The sequence below is a fragment of the Microbulbifer sp. HZ11 genome, from assembly GCF_000708675.1.
Taxonomy (GTDB): Bacteria; Pseudomonadota; Gammaproteobacteria; order Pseudomonadales; family Cellvibrionaceae; genus Microbulbifer.
On the sequence record NZ_JELR01000002.1, the window covers coordinates 551,456 to 571,010 of the forward strand.

The 19,555-nt window shown below is 52.3% G+C and carries 15 protein-coding genes; 9 read left to right on the top strand and 6 right to left on the bottom strand.

The genetic code is table 11. The features are described from left to right. Positions 1–11: 11 nt before the first annotated feature. The 5 genes from AU11_RS10035 to AU11_RS10060 all read left to right on the top strand — a co-directional run bounded on the left by AU11_RS10035 (position 12) and on the right by AU11_RS10060 (position 4,402). On the top strand, positions 12–689 hold the full coding sequence (locus AU11_RS10035; protein ID WP_043319132.1) for a hypothetical protein: 678 nt from the start codon (positions 12–14) through the stop codon (positions 687–689). Positions 690–799: 110 nt separating this feature from the next. After that, complete coding sequence (locus AU11_RS10040) at positions 800–1,024, top strand: AlpA family transcriptional regulator (protein WP_043319134.1); 225 nt, start codon at positions 800–802, stop codon at positions 1,022–1,024. 99 nt (positions 1,025–1,123) lie between these two features. Continuing rightward, on the top strand, positions 1,124–3,631 hold the full coding sequence (locus AU11_RS17730) for a DUF3987 domain-containing protein (protein ID WP_197023817.1): 2,508 nt from the start codon (positions 1,124–1,126) through the stop codon (positions 3,629–3,631). Further along, on the top strand, positions 3,624–3,950 hold the full coding sequence (locus AU11_RS10055; protein WP_043319136.1) for a hypothetical protein: 327 nt from the start codon (positions 3,624–3,626) through the stop codon (positions 3,948–3,950). The genes AU11_RS17730 and AU11_RS10055 overlap by 8 nt, the downstream gene beginning before the upstream one ends. Continuing rightward, positions 3,947–4,402 carry a hypothetical protein gene (locus AU11_RS10060; protein ID WP_043319137.1) on the top strand — a complete coding sequence of 152 codons (456 nt, stop codon included), beginning with the start codon at positions 3,947–3,949 and terminating at the stop codon, positions 4,400–4,402. Before AU11_RS10055 ends, AU11_RS10060 begins: the two co-directional genes overlap by 4 nt. Positions 4,403–4,844: 442 nt before the next feature. Here AU11_RS10060 and AU11_RS10070 read toward each other — a convergent pair whose 3' ends face one another. The 4 genes from AU11_RS10070 to AU11_RS10085 all read right to left on the bottom strand — a co-directional run bounded on the left by AU11_RS10070 (position 4,845) and on the right by AU11_RS10085 (position 9,587). Continuing rightward, positions 4,845–5,402: a recombinase family protein gene (locus AU11_RS10070; protein ID WP_043319142.1), complete on the bottom strand. Its 558-nt coding sequence runs from the start codon at positions 5,400–5,402 to the stop codon at positions 4,845–4,847. Positions 5,403–5,917: 515 nt separating this feature from the next. Beyond that, positions 5,918–6,283 carry a hypothetical protein gene (locus AU11_RS10075; RefSeq protein ID WP_156035258.1) on the bottom strand — a complete coding sequence of 122 codons (366 nt, stop codon included), beginning with the start codon at positions 6,281–6,283 and terminating at the stop codon, positions 5,918–5,920. Between the two features lie 469 nt (positions 6,284–6,752). Continuing rightward, a complete protein-coding gene (locus tag AU11_RS10080) occupies positions 6,753–7,592 on the bottom strand; it encodes a DUF3800 domain-containing protein (RefSeq protein WP_043319145.1) in 840 nt (279 codons plus the stop codon). Between the two features lie 963 nt (positions 7,593–8,555). Next, positions 8,556–9,587 (bottom strand): hypothetical protein, encoded by a 1,032-nt coding sequence (locus AU11_RS10085; protein ID WP_156035261.1) that lies wholly within the window; start codon positions 9,585–9,587, stop codon positions 8,556–8,558. A gap of 203 nt (positions 9,588–9,790) precedes the next feature. Here AU11_RS10085 and AU11_RS10090 point away from each other — a divergent pair, with 203 nt between their 5' ends. Then, on the top strand, positions 9,791–11,554 hold the full coding sequence (locus tag AU11_RS10090; protein WP_156035263.1) for a hybrid sensor histidine kinase/response regulator: 1,764 nt from the start codon (positions 9,791–9,793) through the stop codon (positions 11,552–11,554). Here AU11_RS10090 and AU11_RS10095 read toward each other — a convergent pair. Then, a complete protein-coding gene (locus AU11_RS10095) occupies positions 11,530–12,204 on the bottom strand; it encodes a response regulator transcription factor (protein ID WP_043319148.1) in 675 nt (224 codons plus the stop codon). The genes AU11_RS10090 and AU11_RS10095 overlap by 25 nt on opposite strands. A gap of 800 nt (positions 12,205–13,004) precedes the next feature. Here AU11_RS10095 and AU11_RS10100 point away from each other — a divergent pair. After that, entirely contained in the window at positions 13,005–15,629 is a 2,625-nt protein-coding gene (locus tag AU11_RS10100; protein WP_043319150.1) for a TonB-dependent receptor, read from the top strand. 71 nt (positions 15,630–15,700) lie between these two features. Here the strand turns inward: AU11_RS10100 and AU11_RS10105 are convergent, their stop codons facing one another. After that, positions 15,701–16,429 (bottom strand): tRNA-uridine aminocarboxypropyltransferase, encoded by a 729-nt coding sequence (locus AU11_RS10105; protein WP_043319152.1) that lies wholly within the window; start codon positions 16,427–16,429, stop codon positions 15,701–15,703. Between the two features lie 287 nt (positions 16,430–16,716). Between AU11_RS10105 and AU11_RS10110 the strand changes: the two genes are divergently transcribed. Together AU11_RS10110 and rnr are read left to right on the top strand one after the other, a co-directional pair. Continuing rightward, positions 16,717–16,926 carry a cold-shock protein gene (locus AU11_RS10110; RefSeq protein WP_043319154.1) on the top strand — a complete coding sequence of 70 codons (210 nt, stop codon included), beginning with the start codon at positions 16,717–16,719 and terminating at the stop codon, positions 16,924–16,926. 261 nt (positions 16,927–17,187) lie between these two features. Then, on the top strand, positions 17,188–19,458 hold the full coding sequence (gene rnr / locus AU11_RS10115; protein ID WP_043319156.1) for a ribonuclease R: 2,271 nt from the start codon (positions 17,188–17,190) through the stop codon (positions 19,456–19,458). Positions 19,459–19,555: the final 97 nt, after the last annotated feature.

Here is a 19,555-nt window from a genome sequence, read left to right on the forward strand (position 1 = left end):
TGGGGGACTGGATGCCCGATACCACAACTGACTATTCCGCCGTCGCGCACTTCATGCGCATGGATCACTGGCTGCTGGAAGATGCGGCACTCTTGCTGCTGGGGTTAGACCCACGCGGCACCTATTTCCCAAAACGTCACTTTGAAGAGGGCACCGGCACCCTCGCTTTTCTGGATGGTCGCCACCCACGCACCGGCCTGTATTCCGACGATCCTGAGCTAGTCGAGTACCGGCGACGCTACCAAGATATTCTCGACCTGCGGGAAAACTGTACTCACCCCACCGACGCCACGGAGCGCGGTAAAGTGCGGCTACCCTACTTCCTTCGCTGGGCAGAATCCAAGGGGATCACACCACCGTGGCAGCAGTGGGCGATTGACCACAACCTTTGGCTTGCCGAGAGTGACGAAACCCCACTGAGGCATCCGGCAAAAGACAGCACCGGCAAGCAATATGCACACCTGCTGCACTTGTGTATTTTTGTTTGGGAATCGCTCTACGGCAGCGGTAAGCCCCCTCCTCGCTCGCATGGCGCTGCCGTGGATCAACTACTTGCTGACAGCAATATCAGGCTAGGGAAATCCGAGCTGACCCATGTGAAGGCTGTCACCAACCCGACCCGCAACAAGGCAAAAGACGGCAACCGCCCTAAAAATTGGGTCGCCCCAAAAATCCCCGACCCCGCGTAGATACTGGCCTCAAATGGGTAGCCCCAAAATAGTTTGGGTCGCCCCTTTGCCCCCACCCTCCTGCCGCGCATATTTTTCGTGTCGTTCAAGAAAAACCAAGGACGACCACAATGCACACTTCAGATACAACCCCCTCCCCCACCGATCCCGACCAGTTTGTCCGCGCAAAGGAAGCCGCCCGCTATCTGGGCGTTGGACTCAGCTCTTTTTGGAAATTGGTTGCAGATGGTCGAATCGAGCGCCCGATTAAGCTGGCACCAAAAACTTCGGTATGGCGCGTCTCTACTATCCGGCAATTCCAGCAGCAACTGATCGACAGCTCTGAAAATAAATGACCCGCGCCGGTGTCCGGGGCGAGCCACAGAATGATGCTCTGCACTGGGGGTGCAAGCACATTTTACCACCTACCGCTCCACTATACCGGTGCGCACGAAATGGAAATTGTGCGCATGAACTCACCTACTGATGATTTTCGGCAGGCGATGCTTGCCGCTGGGCTAGAGCCGCCCGACCACATCAACGCCGACGGCGAGCTTCACAGGTTCGGCATGAACGGCGATACCGGCACGCCGTGCTGGTACTCGCTGCACATCGACGATAACCCGGCTGGTGCCTTTGGTTGCCACAAGCGCGACATAAACGAAGGGTGGAGCTATCGCAACCCCTCAGAATTGACGCCTGCCGAGCGCCAGCAGCTTCGCGAGCGCGCCGAGGCGTCCCGCCAGCAGGCAGCCGCCGAACGTCGCGAGAAGCAGGCACAGGCAGCCCAGAAGGCCGAAAAATTCTGGCGAGAGTCCAGCCCTGCCGACCCGGATCATCCCTACCTCAAGCGCAAGGGTATAGCGCCCCACGGTGCCCGCCAGATACATGACAGCCTGCAGGTGCCGCTGTTTGATGCCGACGGCAAGCTGACGAATTTGCAGCGAATCAACTCGGACGGCACAAAGCGCTACCTACCCGATGCCGCAAAGCGTAGTCACTTTTGTCCACTGGGGAAGATCCGTCCTGATGGCCGGGTGCTCATTGCCGAGGGTTTCGCAACTGCCGCGAGTGTGCACGAATCCACGGGTGAAACTGCGATAGTCGCTTTCGATTGCGGTAACCTTCGGCCTGTGGCCGAGGCGCTGCGGAATAAATATCCTGACCTGAAAATCGACTTCGTCGCCGACAACGATCACCTCACCGATGGTAACCCCGGAATACGTCACGCTGTTAAGACGGCCCGCGCCGTTGGGGGTGCCATCTATTTTCCAGTATTTCCCGAGGGCGCAAGCGGCAGCGATTTTAATGATCTGGCTCGCCTTACCGAGAGCGGCCCCGACCTTGATGCCGTACGCCAGCAGCTCGAACACCCCCGCACTGAAACTGAAATCAGCTTTTTACTTAACAGGACTGGCGGAAACGGCGGATTGGCGGATTCCCAGCAATCACGGGGGTTAGAGGCGGCGGATGAAGTGGCGGACGAGTGGCGGACGAGCCCCGAGCCGCTAGCGGAAAGGCCCCGAACGCCTGAGTTTCCGGCTGACGCACTGGGGCAATTGCTCGGATCAGCCGCGCAAAAAATCGCGTATTTCGTGCAGGCGCCACTGGCCATGTGCGGTGCGGCGGCATTGGCTGCCGCCGCACTATCTGTGCAGCAGTACATCAACGTGCGCCGTGGGGGTGTTGGCACGGGGCCCGTGAGTTTATATGTCTTGACCGTCTCCGGTAGTGGCGACCGGAAAACTTCTGTCGACAAACTCGCGCTCCGAGGTGTACGCGAAGTCGAAGGCGAGCGGATTGAGGCTCACAAGCAGGAGCAATCCGACTATCGAGCCCAACTAACAGCGTGGCAAACCCGTCGGGATTCAATCGCGGCCACTGACAAGGGCAAGGTGCTGTCGCAGGACGCGCAGACCAAACTGGAAGAAAAGCTGGAAGCCCACGAAGCCGAACGCCCTGAGCCACCCCAGCGCCCGAATTTCACGTTTTCCGAACCAACTGCGGAAGGCATTTATCGTCATTTTGAAAATGGCCACCCGAGTGCCGGGCTGTTTTCTGATGAGGGGATCGGGTTTTTCGGCGGCCACGGCATGATGCCTGAGTCGAGGGGGCGGATGCTCGCCACGCTGTCGAGTTGCTGGGATGGCTCGCCGTTTACACGCACCCGATCCACTGAGGGCCAGTCAGGAATCCTCGCCAATCGCCGCCTATCTTGTCACCTGATGTGCCAGCCCGTTGTCGCCGCCCAGGTACTTGCCGATCCGGTGATGGTCGGTCAGGGATTTTTGCCGAGATTTTTAATCACTCGCGCCGATAGTCTCGCGGGCAGCCGCTTTATTCAGCCGCGACCAATCGACGAAAATCCCGAGCACGACCCGGATTTACAAAAATTCTGGAGCCGACAAAAAGCGTTAATCAGCGGCAAGCCCGAGGTGGACGACAACGGCGGGCTGAAGCTCAAAACGCTGGAAATCAGGGGCGAAGCACTGACGACGTGGCGAGCACTCCACGATGGCATAGAGGCGGAAATGGGCGAGGATGGCGCTTACAGGGATATTCGCCCCTTCGCCTCGAAGGCCGCCGAGAATGCCGCCCGGATCGCCGCTGTACTGGCGTATTTCGAGCACGACCCGGAAAGCCGTCACGATCCAGAAATCACCACTGCGCACGTTGAGCGCGCCGGGAAGTTGATCGCCTACTTTCTCGCGCTAATTTCAGCTCGCGAGCAGGAGGCCGAGCAGGACGCACAGGAAATCGCCTGCACTGATTTACTGACGTGGATCAGGAATCACGGCGGCGAATTGGCGTCAGTGGATTTCAAAAAGTTGCCTCGCGGTTTTCGCATGGCCCGGCAGTGCCGCCCGCTTCTCGGGATTCTGGTCGAGCGCGGCTATCTGAAAATCAGCCAGTACAGCGACAACGATCATCCGCAAAAATGGCAGGTGATCGAAAATGCTTGATCTGATCTCCCGAGGCCGAAATCTCGCGGATTCACTGGCGGTGAACGGCTATCCGCCACCTATCCGCCAGCCGTCCGCCAGCGCAAACCCGTATGAAACCTCACTTTCCGCCAATCCGCCGAATCCGCCACCCCCTGAGCCTGTATTCCGGGTTTGGCAGATTATTTTGCCGGATGGACGGCAGGTGCGGATGACGGGCCAGCCCTGCGACCATGCCGAGGCGCTGGAGGCTGCCAAATTCCATTGGCCGGGCGCAACTGTCGATCCATACCAGCCGGGCAAGGACGCCCGCTCAACCTGCACAAGGGGTGCACCATGAAAAGACCACTGAGCCGCGAGGCAGAGCTTCACCTTGCGCATCAACTTCACCAACTAAATCAAAACCTCACCATCCGCGCTGACGGTACGGTACAGGAATTTTCCGCACTCCGAGCTTGTTACACGGATCATTCCCTTGCCGATCTTGAATATGGCGTTGAGGGGGCTATGGCCCTACAGCGAGCGGCAGGGGCAGAACTGGCAGCATTTGCGCAAAGCCTCCTTGACCTGCTTACCGAGAATTGCCGGAAAGGTTTTGCCCCCGACGATGTGCGCAACCTGAAAGTGCCGCGCACCATATCTGGTTGCCTGTATCGCGGGAAAATACGCTCGCTGTCAGAGCTTTCCAAGGCTACGGATCAGCGGATTCTGGATTGCCCAGGTATCGGGCCGCACCGGCTCAGTATCATCAAGGCCGCTATTCATGCGAGGGGGTACTGTCATGCCAATTAAGATTATCCGGCTACCTGTCGCTGCCGTGGAGTCGCTGAATCGGTACTTGAGTGATGGGGGTGCACACGGGCGGGTGCCACTCAGGGCGCGGGTTCACCAATGCCGAGAGTCGGTGTGGCAGAGGTACAAGAGGGCGCGGGAAAAGCAATCAGGCGACAGGTTTTTACTCGGGCTGGATCTGGCCGCCAGCCTGCAACGGCATAGCAAGTGATGGCGCAGGATCGCAGGTAGTTTTTTCCGATATTGTGCGGTTTGTGTCGATTTTTGCGAAGGCGTTACTTTTGGCGTGCTGGATCACATTCGAGAGCAAGGGTAGTCGGGTGGATACAGGCCGCTTAAACAATTTTTCAGGCGCCAATTCCGTTTGGCGTGGTTTTGTGGTTTGTGGGGTGGGATCGCTCTTACATCGAAATAAATGCCACAGAAAAACACCCCTCACACTTTACGCCACCTCAGCTTTCAGGGCCTCGTAAATCGTGGTTTTCCCCACGCCGTACTCTGACATCAAATCCTTGATAAGAACGCCCTGAGCGCGCTTTCTCTGAACCTCTGCTATCTGTTCGGCAGTGAGTGCCGCTTTCCGCCCGAACTGAACGCCACGGCTCTTTGCTGAAGCGATTCCGTCCAGCTGCCGCTCTTTGCGAAGTTCAGTTTCAAACTGAGCAATGGCACCCAGCATCGAGAACATCAATCGGCCCGTGGGGGTTCCAGTGTCGATTTGCTGATCCAGCACAACCAGCTCCACGCCCTTTTCGTGCAGTTGGTCGGCAATCTGACAAAGGTGGCTCGTACTGCGCGCCAACCGATCTAGCCGAACGATAATCAACTTATCCCCGTGGCGCAGATACTTAAGGCAGTTCGCCAGTTCAGGACGCGCTCCATCAAGGCCGCTTTTCTTTTCCTCGAAGATTGTGGTCGCGCCGTAGTCCAGAACTCGGTCACGCTGTGACTCCAAGCTCTGCCCGGTGCTGCTGACCCGGATGTAGGCTACTGCCGTCATATTGTTCCCCAATGTCCAGATAAGTCTAAAGACGTTTACGGAAACATATTAACGGACATAAAAACGAACATCAATGCCGAACGTTCGGGTTTGTATACTTTTCCGGACGCGAGTCCGGGCCGGTACGATGGGGTACTGGCCTGCTGGCCCACCTATGCCGATGTGCTGTGCCCTACCTGCCGGGCGTGGCGCTAGATGTGTTGGGATTGCCCTGCCAGCCGTGGGGGTGGCTCGCTTGAGCGGCAGCCAACAGGGTGTGGGATCGGCAGCGGATGCTATGGATTGGAGCGGGTGCCAGCCTCAGGCCTATTGCACATTGTGAGTTGCTGGCCGGGCTGGACGTGGAGTTGTCAGAATCAATTCAGTTTCTGGAATCCAGCCCGGTGCCCTGATAGCGTTTAAACGAATAGGCGGCAATGGACGAAGGCCCCCGGGGGTGTCTTGAACTCGCACAGGCGCTCTGATCTGACTGGAGTCCCACACGCATAACACCCCCTCAAACCCACAGTTCGCACTCAGGGTTGTTCGATGCAATTTCCATAGTACTGGGAAGCAATCAACCCCTCATACCCAACGCTGTTGCGGCTATGCACTGCCTTAAGGTCGTTATCCATAGTCGTGGACGTGATGCCAGCCATGCCAGTTACCTCAATGAAAGATTTCGCATAAGGTCTTTCAATGTAAGCAACAGGGTTACTGCCGGTGTTTCCGACCATATATGCCTTCTCTCCGTCCACTATATAAGTCAGCTCAATAACCTCTTTCCCTTGACTACCGTCCATGCTGTAACGGTCAAACTTGCATTTGTATGTATCAGCACTCGCGACGTTGGCTGTGAATATGACTGTAAGGGCTGCGGGTAGCATTAAGTAATGTTTCACGGGAACCTCTGGAAACTAAACTGGAAGAGCTGGTCATTTTTTAATCAAAAAAAAAGGATACCACACCGCTCCTAGTTGTGACAGATAAGTGAGGAGTACGCATACCCCGCAATTGGTCTCGCAGTTGTTGAAATACGAAGGACTTCCTACACGCACCAACAGCCTGCACAAAGTGCGACTACCTCAGGAGGAAGGTTAAGGGGGGGGAATCAATCAGAACAAAATCTATTAAAAATCAATAACTTAATATACTTTTCGACAACAACCTGAGCTCCAGGCACCATCTACGGCTAAAAGGTGTCCTCCGAAAAAAAGTGCTCTCAGTCACAAAATTTCTTCGCGATATTGACACCGTAGTAGCCACTGCATAGTATCAATACAGCCCTGCTATCACGAAGGCTCACGTTCCTACGTGGGTCACAGTTAAAAGGTTGCATAGCAACCTATTAGCCTAGTGAGACGCGGGGTTTTATTTTTTCCCCTTAACTCGTTCTGGGTTATATACAGATCCGTTGGATACGAAGTTCCAATGTCGGTAAGGATGGTGCCACTTGTTAGCACTGTCGCCCTGCATACCTGTTGAAACTCCAATATTGAAGCCCGGGTATAAATCCCTTATCCGCGCGTTGATGTATTTATACAGCTGCTCCTTGGCAACCGTTCTTTTACCCCGGCGATGCTGACCCGGTGGCTTTTCCCGATGCTTATCATTCAATCTAAAAGCCATACTTCCCAGAATCACATCCATGCACTGCAAAATCGGATGGTCATGTGACTCGACTTCGTAGATATCCTCAGGCGTTATTTTGACTTTGCCCGCACGAAAATCAGTAGTAGCTGACAGGGCAGCTATATATGCCTTGAAACGCTCGGACTGTTCATTGTTTTCAGGCAGTCGGTCAAAATTTATACGCACCCGAGTTGGGGCAGTTGGGGCAAAATGCGGCAAGCCGAAAGCGTGCTTAAGGAACTGGTAATAGAGCAGGTAGTATTCATTTTCCCGTTGTTGCTTCGAAAGGTGCCGTGCCTCATTACAGTTCTGGGTAAACATGATCCTCACTTTGACCAAACCTTCCTTGATTAAGTCAAAAAAGTGGCACATTAGCTCTCGATACTTTTCCAAGTAATTTGCCGTTACTTTTTGCCACTTTACTTCGCCATTCAGGTTCAACTCTTTCATTTTTTCAGCGATAGAATGTGCCACTATCTCCAGATCAGTGGATTTTATGAGCACACCACCATAGAAGTTTGAATAAAACTTGCCATCGATTACCGACTCATCACAGTAAATGACTAATTCGTTTGCCATCCTTCCAGGGATCCTTGTATCTCATTATGCGAGGTGTTCCCTCACGTCTATGGCCACATTTTGTCTCAGGTAGCACTCTGTACCGTATTTGGGCCCAATTGATATGGCGTTAGGATACGAACTAATTTGCTGTATAAGCAACCAGTAAAAACTGATTAAACAAACTCCAACCGCAACCTTGATTCATAGCCGGCATTACACGCCAAAGATTTTTTAGGTTAAAAAGTAGACAAGTTTACGTTTTCAGATGCTGTATCAAAAATGAGCAAGTAATTATCCCTGTCGGAGTTTTAACGATGTGCATCAGGAGCAGTATTCTTTTTACCTCGAGAGTGACAGCCCCCTTAAAATGGCCTCAAAGTTTTGGCGTATAATGTTTTACAACAGGAGTCGAACCAGCATCCGCCACCCGTGCTACCTCAACCGTTGTTTTTTGCAACACCAGATGTAACACTGACGGCCATGATTCGGCGACTTAAACAGAGAAATAAGGCCTTGTAGGTGGCGATTCAACTTCCGCCATCTCCACCAAACAAAAAAGCCCGCAACCGAAAGGTTGCGGGCTTTTTTGTTTGGTGGAGATGATGCGAGTGGAATGCAAAGCGCCGGGTTCGATCAGCGCGCCCCGCGCGCTAAGACAGCCGCAGGCTGCCCCAAAGGGGTGAGGAGCGTAGCGACGAATCACTCCCACCACCGGGAAGTCAGCATGTGGCCCAACTCCTTTGAGCCCCCGTGTTTGTATATATTCCTGCCAAAACTTTACTCTGCCCAGGTATTGAAAAAGGTGAGCGAATCTCAGCTCACCTTTTTATCCGCGCATCCCGTGCTACAACCCTTGCGTGGTAAGGGATTACGGAATTGGCCCCATTTGGAGCCACAAACTATCTGAGACAAATTTTTTCTGACTGGCCGAATACGCAAAATTTCAAAAACCTCTTTATAAATTTGGCGAGGTTTTTTGCCTTAGGCGCCTGGCGAACCAGAGCTATACTTGTAAGTTAATACGTAAACGCCCCCTTTATCACCATCACGACCATAAATGACAAAGAAGCCTGGGTTATCTTGATTGGCGTTTTGTGAGCTCACAAAGCCAGGTTGGCTTGGATTTATTGATCCCCCTTCTACGAAGCTGCTGCCATCAAGAACTACCGTTCCCAAGGAGGTATCTGGCCCGAGATCTGAATCCCACAAATTTAAGTTCACTTTGTAGAACGCATACTTCAGCAAAGGAATGGCTAAATAATTGCTACCGGTAGAATTTGTGCCGGTCAATACAACTGAATCACTGGCGCTCATCGGGGTATATTCTGCTGGATTTGGCCAGATTTGATTGTATTTATCTGAACTAGTTCCAATCGTCATATACACATTATCTGTGTCATCGCCTAATTTTCCCACCACCTTAAGTGCTTCTGAATAGACTGAACCCACCGCTTGAGCTGCAGCCCCAACAATTTGCATTCTTGGATCGGGAACACCTGCCAATGCTCGCCCAAACACACTGTAGGCTGATTCAACAGCATTGGAAATTTGCTCTACTGTTCCAACTGAAATGTCATCTGAAGCTTCCACACAAAAAAGCTCACCAAGCGTCACATAAACAGGATCTTCGGCTGTTGCGCCAAATGAAAGTGTAAATTGACAACGGTTATCGTCTGAGCCAAAGGATTTAGCGTTTGACTCATCGGATATATCGGGCGGGTAATCCTCGAGCTTGATGGTGTAAGCTGCCAGCTTCTCATCCCTCATTACCTTATCTTTATAAATATTTACTGTCACATCCCCAAGAAAAGGAACGCGAAGATTAAGATCGAGCTGAGTATTGCTTCCCACACGAGTATATTTGTTTAATTGAGGATAATTCTCAGTTGAGCTCTCACTATTCTCGCCGTCACTTGTGGAGGGGTAACAAACTTCCACTCGAATGTTCATGTGCTTGTCACCCAGAGATTGGTTACTCACTTGCAAAGTCGTCAGTTCTAAATAGGTGGTCACAATAGGTCTCACTATATTACCAGTTATAATCATTTGTTTAGTACATCCAGCAGTATCTTAACGCCGCCACCAAAGATAGAAATCGCCCAGAAGTTGTACGACAACCGAATGGAGAAGTAATGTACACCTTGATGGGCGTACACCTTTTGGCCAATTGCATACACCCTTCGAAGAACCCAAAGTAGCAAGCTAAGAAGCATTGCTTGAATAAAGAAGACACCACCATGCCAAAATCTGCCACACTCGCGGATATCATAAAAACCGAAAAATCCAAATTTATTTTCAAGCACGCACCGACTGGCACGATATCAAATATCATCGTTAGTAGTGCTGTGTACTTTATCGGTGTACAAGTTATTTCAGGAGATAGTTTGTGGTGCTGGTTTTTGATCTTGCAAGTGATGATAATCTTTCGTCTGGGTGTGATTCTATATTTTAGATATGCTTCCAAGGAGGCTACAGCAAATCATCAAATGGCATGTGTACGCCTCTACACTCTCGGAATATTTTTGACAGCTTTGAGCTGGTGCTACGGACTAACTCTATTTTCACACCCTGTTCCCATTGCCTATCAAGTCATTGTGCAAATGATTCTGGTTGGATTTTGTGTTGGAGCCTTATCCTCCGGGTATGCTTACATGCCTTCGGTTTTAGCTTACGTTGTGCCGATATCTGCAGCCATTTTTGTCTTTACGTTATTGTCAGACCACCCCGCTTACACAATCATGACTATTGCTTACCCTTTATATGCACTGGTAATTACGAAACTCTGCTATAACACGAGCAGTGAATTTGAAAGTAATTTAAAACTACAATATGAATTAAATGAACGCCGCATTGAAGCAGAAAAAGCAAACTTTTCTAAGTCTCAGTTCTTAGCAACGACGAGTCATGATCTCCGGCAACCCTTACATGCCATCAACTTGTTCTGTGGCGCACTAAAAAATATGCCTCTGCCATCACAAGCGGAACCTGCAGTAGAAAACATCAGCAAATCAATCGAGTCATTAAATGGCTTATTTTCCGGATTGCTGGACATATCGAAGCTAGACGCAGAGATTGTTAGTGTTGAAAAAGTGGATGCCGAGCTAGATGCAATACTGGAACCTTTGTGGAATGAATTCTCAGCTTTAGCCATTGAAAAGAATATCGATTTCACCTGGCACATTGAACAAACGTCGGTTAACGTAGATATTGAAATTTTACGCCGAATCATTAGAAATCTCCTTTCCAACGCGTTCAAGTACACCAACACTGGCAGCGTCGAATTAAGAGGCCAAGAGCAGGACGGAAATCTGTCATTAAGCGTAAAAGATACTGGAATCGGTGTTGCAAAGGCAGACCAGGAAAAAATTTTTGAAGAGTATGTTCAACTTAATAACCCCGAAAGAGATAGATCACGAGGATTAGGCTTGGGATTAGCGATTGTATCCCGCTTGTGCCGCCTAATGGACTATGAATTACATTTTGAATCAACACCAGGAGAGGGAAGCTTCTTTTACTTCTCCATACCAATGAGCCGTGCGCATCAATACAAAGCTCCCCCAAATACGCCACTAGTGAGTTTTGATGAACTATATATTGTAGTGGTTGATGATGAGAAATCGATAAGAGAGGGAACGAAATTACTATTAGAAAGTTGGGGCTGCTCAACAGATGTTTTTTCGGATAAAGAAAGTACAATCAACTACCTTAAACAACAAAAAGACAAGCCTGATCTTGTACTGGCAGACTATCGTTTGGCAGATTATGTATCCGGTATCGAGGTGATAAACGCTATTCAGGCAATATTTGAGCTCCCGGTTCTATCCGCTGTGATCACCGGTGATACCGCGCCGGGCCCACTAAAAGATGTCGAGACAAATAATTTATTATTACTGCACAAACCAATCAATCTAGCAAAGTTACGGGCACTATTAAACCAGGCCAAAAGAGCAAAAGTTCAAGCCTTGGCAGCCGGGACATAAGCCTGCAATTCCAGCCCTCGTACAGCATGTGTAGCTTCAGTCCGATTTGAAACATTTAAGGCTTTCAGTATCGCAGCAACATGAGCTTTGACCGTCGCTTCTGTGCAGCCTAGGCCTCGAGCAATCTCCTTATTTGAAAAGCCTTTGTCGACAAGAGCTAAAACTTCGCGCTGTCGGGGAGTCAAAATTGCCAATACGCCAGCAGACTTTCCAGCTCTGCCTGGACGCTTGACGGGCTGAAGTTCAACAAGTTGTGGCGGAATGTACACACCACCGGCTAACACAAGTTGAACCGCGCTTTTAATTATTTCTGGAGAGGCCGATTTTGGAATGTACCCAACGGCTCCCAACTCAAATGCATATCGCATATCGTGGCGATCCAGTGAAGCCGAAACTATGATGATGCTGCTGAGCATAGAGCTTTGTTGAATTTTAGGAATCAAGGAAAAACCGTCAATTTCTGGCATGCATAAATCAACCAAGCATAAATCTGGTTTTTCTTTCTTAATGAAGCTCAGTGCGTCTTGAGCATTTGTAAAAACCGAAACAGAAGATTTTACATCCAATTTAACTGCGACTGAGGCCATGGCCTCAGCAAAAAGTTGATGGTCATCGACGACAACAACGTTGAGATTGGAACTTTCTGTCATAGATGGCATTCGTAAGCTCAGCTTATGTTCACTTGTAATAATTCGATCAGCTGCGCACTGGAAAAATACAGGCTAGAAACGCCTGCATTAAATCTCACGTTTAAAGAGCGAGAAATCAATTGGGTTATTAATACGAGAGGCCTTGTAATGGATTCAATCGATTTTGAAAAATACTGTATCCAGACACCCATACAAAATGGTAAAGCACATAATATCCCACAGAAGCGCACAGGGACTATAAACCACCCTTTTTTGCATAGGAAGCATAAAGCACCATTTTTCTACCACTTTAAAGCGTCATGCGCTATCTCCTGGCACGAATTATTTAATTGCGCCTATTTTCCCCAGCATAAAGGTAAAGTTTCTGAGCGCGGCCTGCCAGATACAAACTCTTCCACTGGCCACCGTAAAAGCTGGCAGTGTGCCACTAAGCCGCGTTCCGGATGGTAAAGAGCGAATCACCAGTTACGATTACGTCGATTGCTTACGCCCTATACGGCAGCGCAAGTTCAATAACCGGGAGGAAATCTATAAAACTCTGGGACAGCAAAGCCAATTGTCATTGAGGGAACCAGACCGGACTCCAACCGTCTTCACCCCTGTCGCCAAACTCCCCCTCCAAACAAAACACCCATCACACAATCAATAAAATCAATATCAACCCATCACATAAAACCCCACCAACCCGTTACAGACCAATTGCCACACTGTTACACCATTGTTAGTGTTGCTCGTGCTATTGAACGGCCATGCAGTTTCGGTCACTCAAAATAACAAATAATTCAGGACGAGTAACAACCATGGAAAAAGCAATATCACGCCGCAATGTTCTTTCGAGCGCCATCATCGCGCTTACCACATCAGCAGCTCCGCAAATGCTGTCTGCCGCCGAGGAAACCGCAAACACGATGGAGGAGGTTGCGGTTGTGGGCTCGCGGATTCAGCGCAATGCGGAGTTTGAGACCGCGACACCTATTCAGGTAATGGATCGCGATGCCATCGAAAAATCCGGCTACACCAATCTGCAACAGATGTTCGAGAAAAACCCGGCGGCCGGTAACGGCACCTTTTCGACCCGGGGAAATAACCAGGATTCCACCGCCAACGGGGCTGCGGCTGTCAGCCTGCGTGGTATGGGGGCGGATGCGACCCTGGTACTGGTCAATGGGAAACGGGTGGCGATCAGTGCCTTTGCCGAAAGCATCACCACCAACTTTGTCGACATCAACAGTATTCCCATCGCCGCCGTTGAGCGGGTGGAAGTATTGAAGGATGGTGCTTCGGCGATTTACGGATCCGATGCCGTGGCGGGAGTAGTGAATCTGGTGCTGCGCAAGGATTTTGAGGGCGCGGAGGTTTCCGCCGACTTTGGCGGCGCCGATGGCTATGACGAGCAGTCGGTATCGGCGATCTGGGGTGTCAACGGTGAGGATTCCAACCTGACGCTGATTTTTGATCACCGCTCGAATTCCACACTGGCCAGCGTGGAGCGCCCCGGACTGGATACCGCAAACCAGGCACCGCGCGGTGGTATGGATTTCCGTTCGTCGCGGGGTTATCCGGGCCGCTTTATTGTGGATGGTGAGACCACGATCGATCCCGACTGCCCGGCAGACAGCGCCTTCGGTGCCACCTGTGTGTATGACTACGGCCCCTGGACACTGCTGACACCGGAGGCGGAGCGCACCGGCGTGCTGATGCTCGGCCACGCGCAGTTGAGCGACAGTGTGGAGTTCTTCAGTGAAATTGCGGTGCAGCACAATACATCCATAGCCCAGGGGGCGCCGACGCCACTGGACGAAGACGCCGGTCTGACCGTACCGGTGACACACCCGGACAATCCCTTTACCAGTGCAACCAACGTGGATATCGGCCGCTACCGTACAGTGGATGCCGGTGCCCGGCAGTGGGATATCGAGACCGACAATCTGCGTGGCGTGTTCGGTCTGCGCGGTAATTTCGCAGACTGGAACTGGGAGGCTTCGGTACAGCGCTCGCGCAGTGAATCCACCCAGACCGGTGACCGCTCTCAGGGCTGGGTGCGCACCGACCTGTTACAGCAGGAAATCGATGCGGGGCGCTACAACCCCTTCGGCGGTGTGCAGAACCCGCAGTCTGTCATTGATGCCATTACCACCAGCCTGGTACGTCAGGGCAAGTCGGAACTGCGCGGTATGGACTTCACCATAAACGGCGAGCTGTTCGATACCAGCAACGGTGCCGTGGCCATGGCGGCGGGGATCGAACGGCGCGAGGAAAGTGCTTCCGATATTCCCGATGACCAGTTCCAGCGCGGTCTTATTTTCGGTACCGAGTCGGTCTCCGCGGCCGCCAGCCGCGACATCAACTCCGCATTTGTGGAGTTTGCCGTCCCCCTGGCTGCCAGCCTGGATCTGACCCTGGCGGGGCGCTACGACGATTACAGTGATTTCGGCAGCACCACCAATCCGATGGCCAACCTGTTATGGACCGCCAATGAGCAATTATCTCTGCGCGCCTCCTGGGGCACCGGGTTCCGTGCACCCTCGCTCGCGCAAATCGGCCTGGGCCCGTCGCAGGAGTCGCAGTTCTTCACCGACACCTACGGCTGCGCCATCAACGATGCCTACTGTGCGAATACCGATTACAACATTGTGTTCTCCGGCAACCCGGACCTGGAAGCGGAGAAGTCCGAATCCTTCAACCTGGGGGCGGTGGTGAAACCACTGGAAGGCATGCAGATGTCACTGGATATCTGGCGCATTACCCAGGAAGGCAAGATTGATGAGGTACCGTTTGGTTACCTTTACAGCCAGTTCTGTAACGATCAGAACAGCAGCGTCTGTGTGCGTTCTGCACCACTTCCCGGCGAGTCTCTCGGTTCGCTGCAATCCATCAATAGCGGCTTTATCAATATTGGCGAACAGAATGTTTCCGGTATTGACCTGAGTGTGGTGTATTCCGCACTCACGGTAGCCGGTGGCGATCTCGGCCTGCGTCTGGATTACTCCTATCTGACGGAATTCGAGCGGGTGGAACTCAACTCTGCCGGCGATGCGTTTATCAGCCGCGATCTGGCCGGTGAATACGAGTACCCCGAGCACCGCTGGGCAGCATCTGCGGACTGGGCGCGAGATACATTCGCGTTTACCGTGGGCCTGAATTATGTGGGCGAGTTTGAGGATACCCCGGATATCGATTTCGATGGCACGCTGGATTACGACACCAACAAGTCCCGTATGGTGGATGCGTTTATGACGGTCAACCTTCAGGCCCGCTATACGGGATTTGAGGATATGGTGCTGAGCCTCGGTGCAGATAACGCCTTCGACGAGGAGCCGCCTTTTGCCATTGGCGACGGCGATTCGGATCTGTACGGATACGTATCCAGTCAGCATGATCCCCGCGGCCGTTTTATTTACGGCAAGGTGACCTATAACTTCTGATCGATAATTTCTGGCAGCTCTGAATGTCAGCCCCACAGGGGGAGAGCAAACCGCTCTCCCCTTTTTATAGATTATCCCGCCAAAAGTTTCTCCAATTGCTCATGGCATTCGCCACGCTCTGGCGGATAGCAGCCGCGCGTCGCCAGATAGTGTTGGTTGAATACTCCGAAATACTTCTGCAGGGTTAGCGCCGACTTCTCTTCTCCGGTCAACAGCAGACAACTGATGGCCGCTTCCGCAGTGGAAAAACGATGATTTCTGCCCGAGTCCCGTACCGCGTAGGATCGCACCAGCGATTCCGGCAGGCTCAGGCAGGGAACCTCATCCAGCCAGCGGCTCAGTCCGATCATTCGACTGCACTGCTTCCAGGTACCATCCAACAGGATCAATGTGGTTTTCTTTTCGCTCCGCGGGATCTCGCGCACCACATCGCGTGCACAGTTTTCTGTACCATCTGCGGGAAACACCACGAAACAGTTACGCGCGGGGTCCTGCAGAATACCCGTTAACTCCTGCGGCGCTTGAAGTCGGCTCCACAGGAAGACCGGAGTGTCGGGAAAGGCGTCCACAATCAAGCGGCCGGTATTGGTCGGCTTGAACAGTTCCTTGCGGTGGATCAACAGCACAAATTCCACGCTGGCTTGTACTGCACCGGCCGGCGGTCGCCATGCACACATGCAGGCAAACGCACCCATCTGGCAGCTGCTGCAGCGTCGAACGCTTTTTCCTTTGGCAAGAAAGGGTTTGGTGGATTTTGCGAGTTCTCGCTCTCGCAGGCGGGTAAAAGACGTGCTGTACATAAGTGTGTGGTTTTAAACGACGCTATCGAAGAGTCCTGACTACCGCGTCAAAAAATGATGCTTCCGCGGCCCCCCGTATTTACTCACTAAATCGCAGATAACGCGAAATCCTTTGACTTGTTCCACCGACGGGCCTACAGTGGAGTCAGTTAAAAAGTAAGCCTCCTGTTTAAATCCTCAGTTTCGTCGTAGCAGTTTTCTTCGTCCTGTAGCATCTAAATTCAAGTCTTTATTTTTGCTATTCATGCCTAATGAAGGCGTACCCTATTTTGTTTACAGGAATGATCATGTCCAACACTACTACCGGCACCGTCAAATGGTTTAACGAGACCAAAGGCTTTGGCTTTATCGAACAGCAGTCTGGCCCAGACGTCTTCGCACATTTCAGTGCGATTGCGAGCTCCGGATTCAAAACACTGACCGAAGGCCAAAAGGTCGAATTCTCCGTAACTCAGGGCCCGAAAGGCCCGCAAGCTGAAAATATCGTTTGCGCCTGAGCCCTCTGGTGCCAGCAGCCCCTTCCGGGGTTGCTGCTGCGCGGCGTGACCGCGCCTGTTGGGAGCACTTTCTTCGGTGCCCCAACCTGAGCGACGACGTCTATAATTGATATAGATTGGTTGTCACCGACAATTGCCGACTCAACTCCCGTTGAGCGATTTCCGCCAACCTGCCTTGCCAAGTAACACCTGATCTACCTCCCACAATTTTCAAGTTCTTACCTAGCACAATCTTCCTGGCGGTTTCTACGAGAGCAAACTATGCGAAAGACCCCAGTGGCCGCGTTTGATCCGGCCGACAAAGAAAAGTACAGCAACCCGATTCCCACCCGCGCGTTTATTATGAGCTTACTGGAAAAAAACCAGAAGGCGCTCAACCGCGATCAATTGGCCCAGGTCCTTCAGCTTTCCGACCCTGACCAACAAGAGGCCCTCCGTCGTCGCCTGCGTGCCATGGAGCGAGATGGCCAGGTACAGTGGGACCGTCACGAGGGCTACAGTCTGATAAATCCCGACGAATTGATCAGCGGTCACGTTATTGGTCACCCGGACGGCTTTGGCTTTGTAAAGAGTGACGCTTCCAGCGAAGACCTGTTTTTACCGGACGACGAGATGTTGACGGTATTTGATGGCGACCAAGTACAGGTGCGTATCAGCGGCGAAGATCGCCGCGGCCGAAAAACCGGTGCAATTATACGAGTACTGGAGCGCAATACCCAACGGCTGATTGGCCGCCTTCAACAGGAGGAAGGCCAGTATTACCTCAAGCCGGAAAACAGCCGTATCACCCACGAAATTGACCTCGACGCCAGCCAGTTGATGGGAGCCACTCCGGGGCAATACATCGCGGTCGATATTATCGATTTTCCCACCCATCGCTACAATGCGTTCGGCAGAGTCACCGAGGTTCTCGGCGATGCCATGGCCCCCGGAATGGAGATCGATATCGCTATCCGTACCCACGGCATACCGTACATCTGGCCTGCGGCGGCGGCACAGGAGGCGCTGCAGCTTGGTGACAGAGTACCCGAGAGTGACAAGCAGCATCGCGCAGATTTACGCCACCTGCCCTTTGTCACAATCGACGGTGAGGATGCCAGAGACTTTGACGATGCCGTCTACTGCGAAAAAACAGACGCGGGCCACTGGCGCCTCTTCGTGGCGATCGCCGATGTATCCCACTATGTAAAGCCAGACAGCTCTCTCGACAAAGAGGCGCAACACCGCGCCACCTCCGTCTATTTTCCCGGGCGTGTGGTGCCCATGTTGCCGGAATCCCTCTCCAATGGTCTCTGCTCACTGAACCCGCGGGTAGACAGACTGGTAATGGTGTGCGAGATGACCATCGACAAGCACGGCAAGCTGGCAAGCTATACCTTTTCCGAAGGTATCATCCACTCCCACGCCCGGCTCACCTACCAGCAGGTGAATACTTTTATTACCGCCCCCCTGTCCAGCGACGGGCAAGGCGCAGACAAATCGCTCAAAGACGTGACCACTCCCGTGCGCGCACTGCATCAGCTCTATGGGGTTCTGAAAAAAGCGCGGGACAAGCGTGGCGCAATGGATTTTGAAAAAACGGAAGTGCGCTTCGAATTTACCGGGGATAGGAAAATTGAGCGGATTATCCCGGTAGTGCGAAACGATGCACATAAGATGATCGAAGAGTTCATGCTAAGCGCCAATGTGGCTACTGCAGATTTCCTCAAGCGGGAGAAAATTCCGTCACTCTTCCGGGTACACGACGGTCCCCGTGACAAGAAACTGGCGCTGTTGCGTGAGTTCCTCGCCTCCCGAGGTCTGAAACTTGGTGGCGGCGATAAACCTGCACCTGCGCACTACGACCAGATACTCAAAAACATCGCGGAACGCAAAGACGCCCAGACCATACGTACCATGCTACTGCGTTCTCTGAGCCAGGCGGAATACAGTGCGGCCAACAGCGGGCATTTTGGCCTGGCTTATGCGGCCTATACCCACTTTACCTCTCCAATCCGTCGCTACCCCGACTTACTTGTGCACAGGGCCATCCGCTCCGTTATCCGGTCACAGAAAGGTCGCCCTCTGCTACGCCGCCTTGCGCAGCTCTTTAAAGGTCGCACCGCAATTTCCATTCGCCGCTTTGCGGGCGCGCCAGTTCTGGATTCAGGGACGGCTTATCCTTATCCGAAATCTGTGGTCACTTCACTCGCATCCCATTGCTCCCAGGCATCGCGACGCGCTGATAAGGCCAGCTGGGATGTGGACGCCTGGCTCAAGTGTGAATATATGCAGGATTTTATTGGAGAGACTTTTGAGGGTGTGGTCAGCAGCGTAATGAATTTCGGCCTGTTTGTGGAAATTGAAGAAACCCGGGTGGAGGGGCTTATTCACATCTCGGCACTGACCAAAGACTACTACCACTTCGATGCCGGCCAGCAGCGCCTGCGCGGCGAGCGCAATAAAACCGGTTTCGGAATTGGCGACGTAGTGCGAGTACGCGTCATGCGGGTGGATATGGAACGTCGGAAAATTGAATTTGCGCTTGCCTAGTTCCAGCACACAGCTATTCCCCTCTTCACTTTAACTGCCTGGCGCCATTTTCTCATGGCGCCTGAGCCGCCACCTCCGGTCACCAATTTCCCTGCAA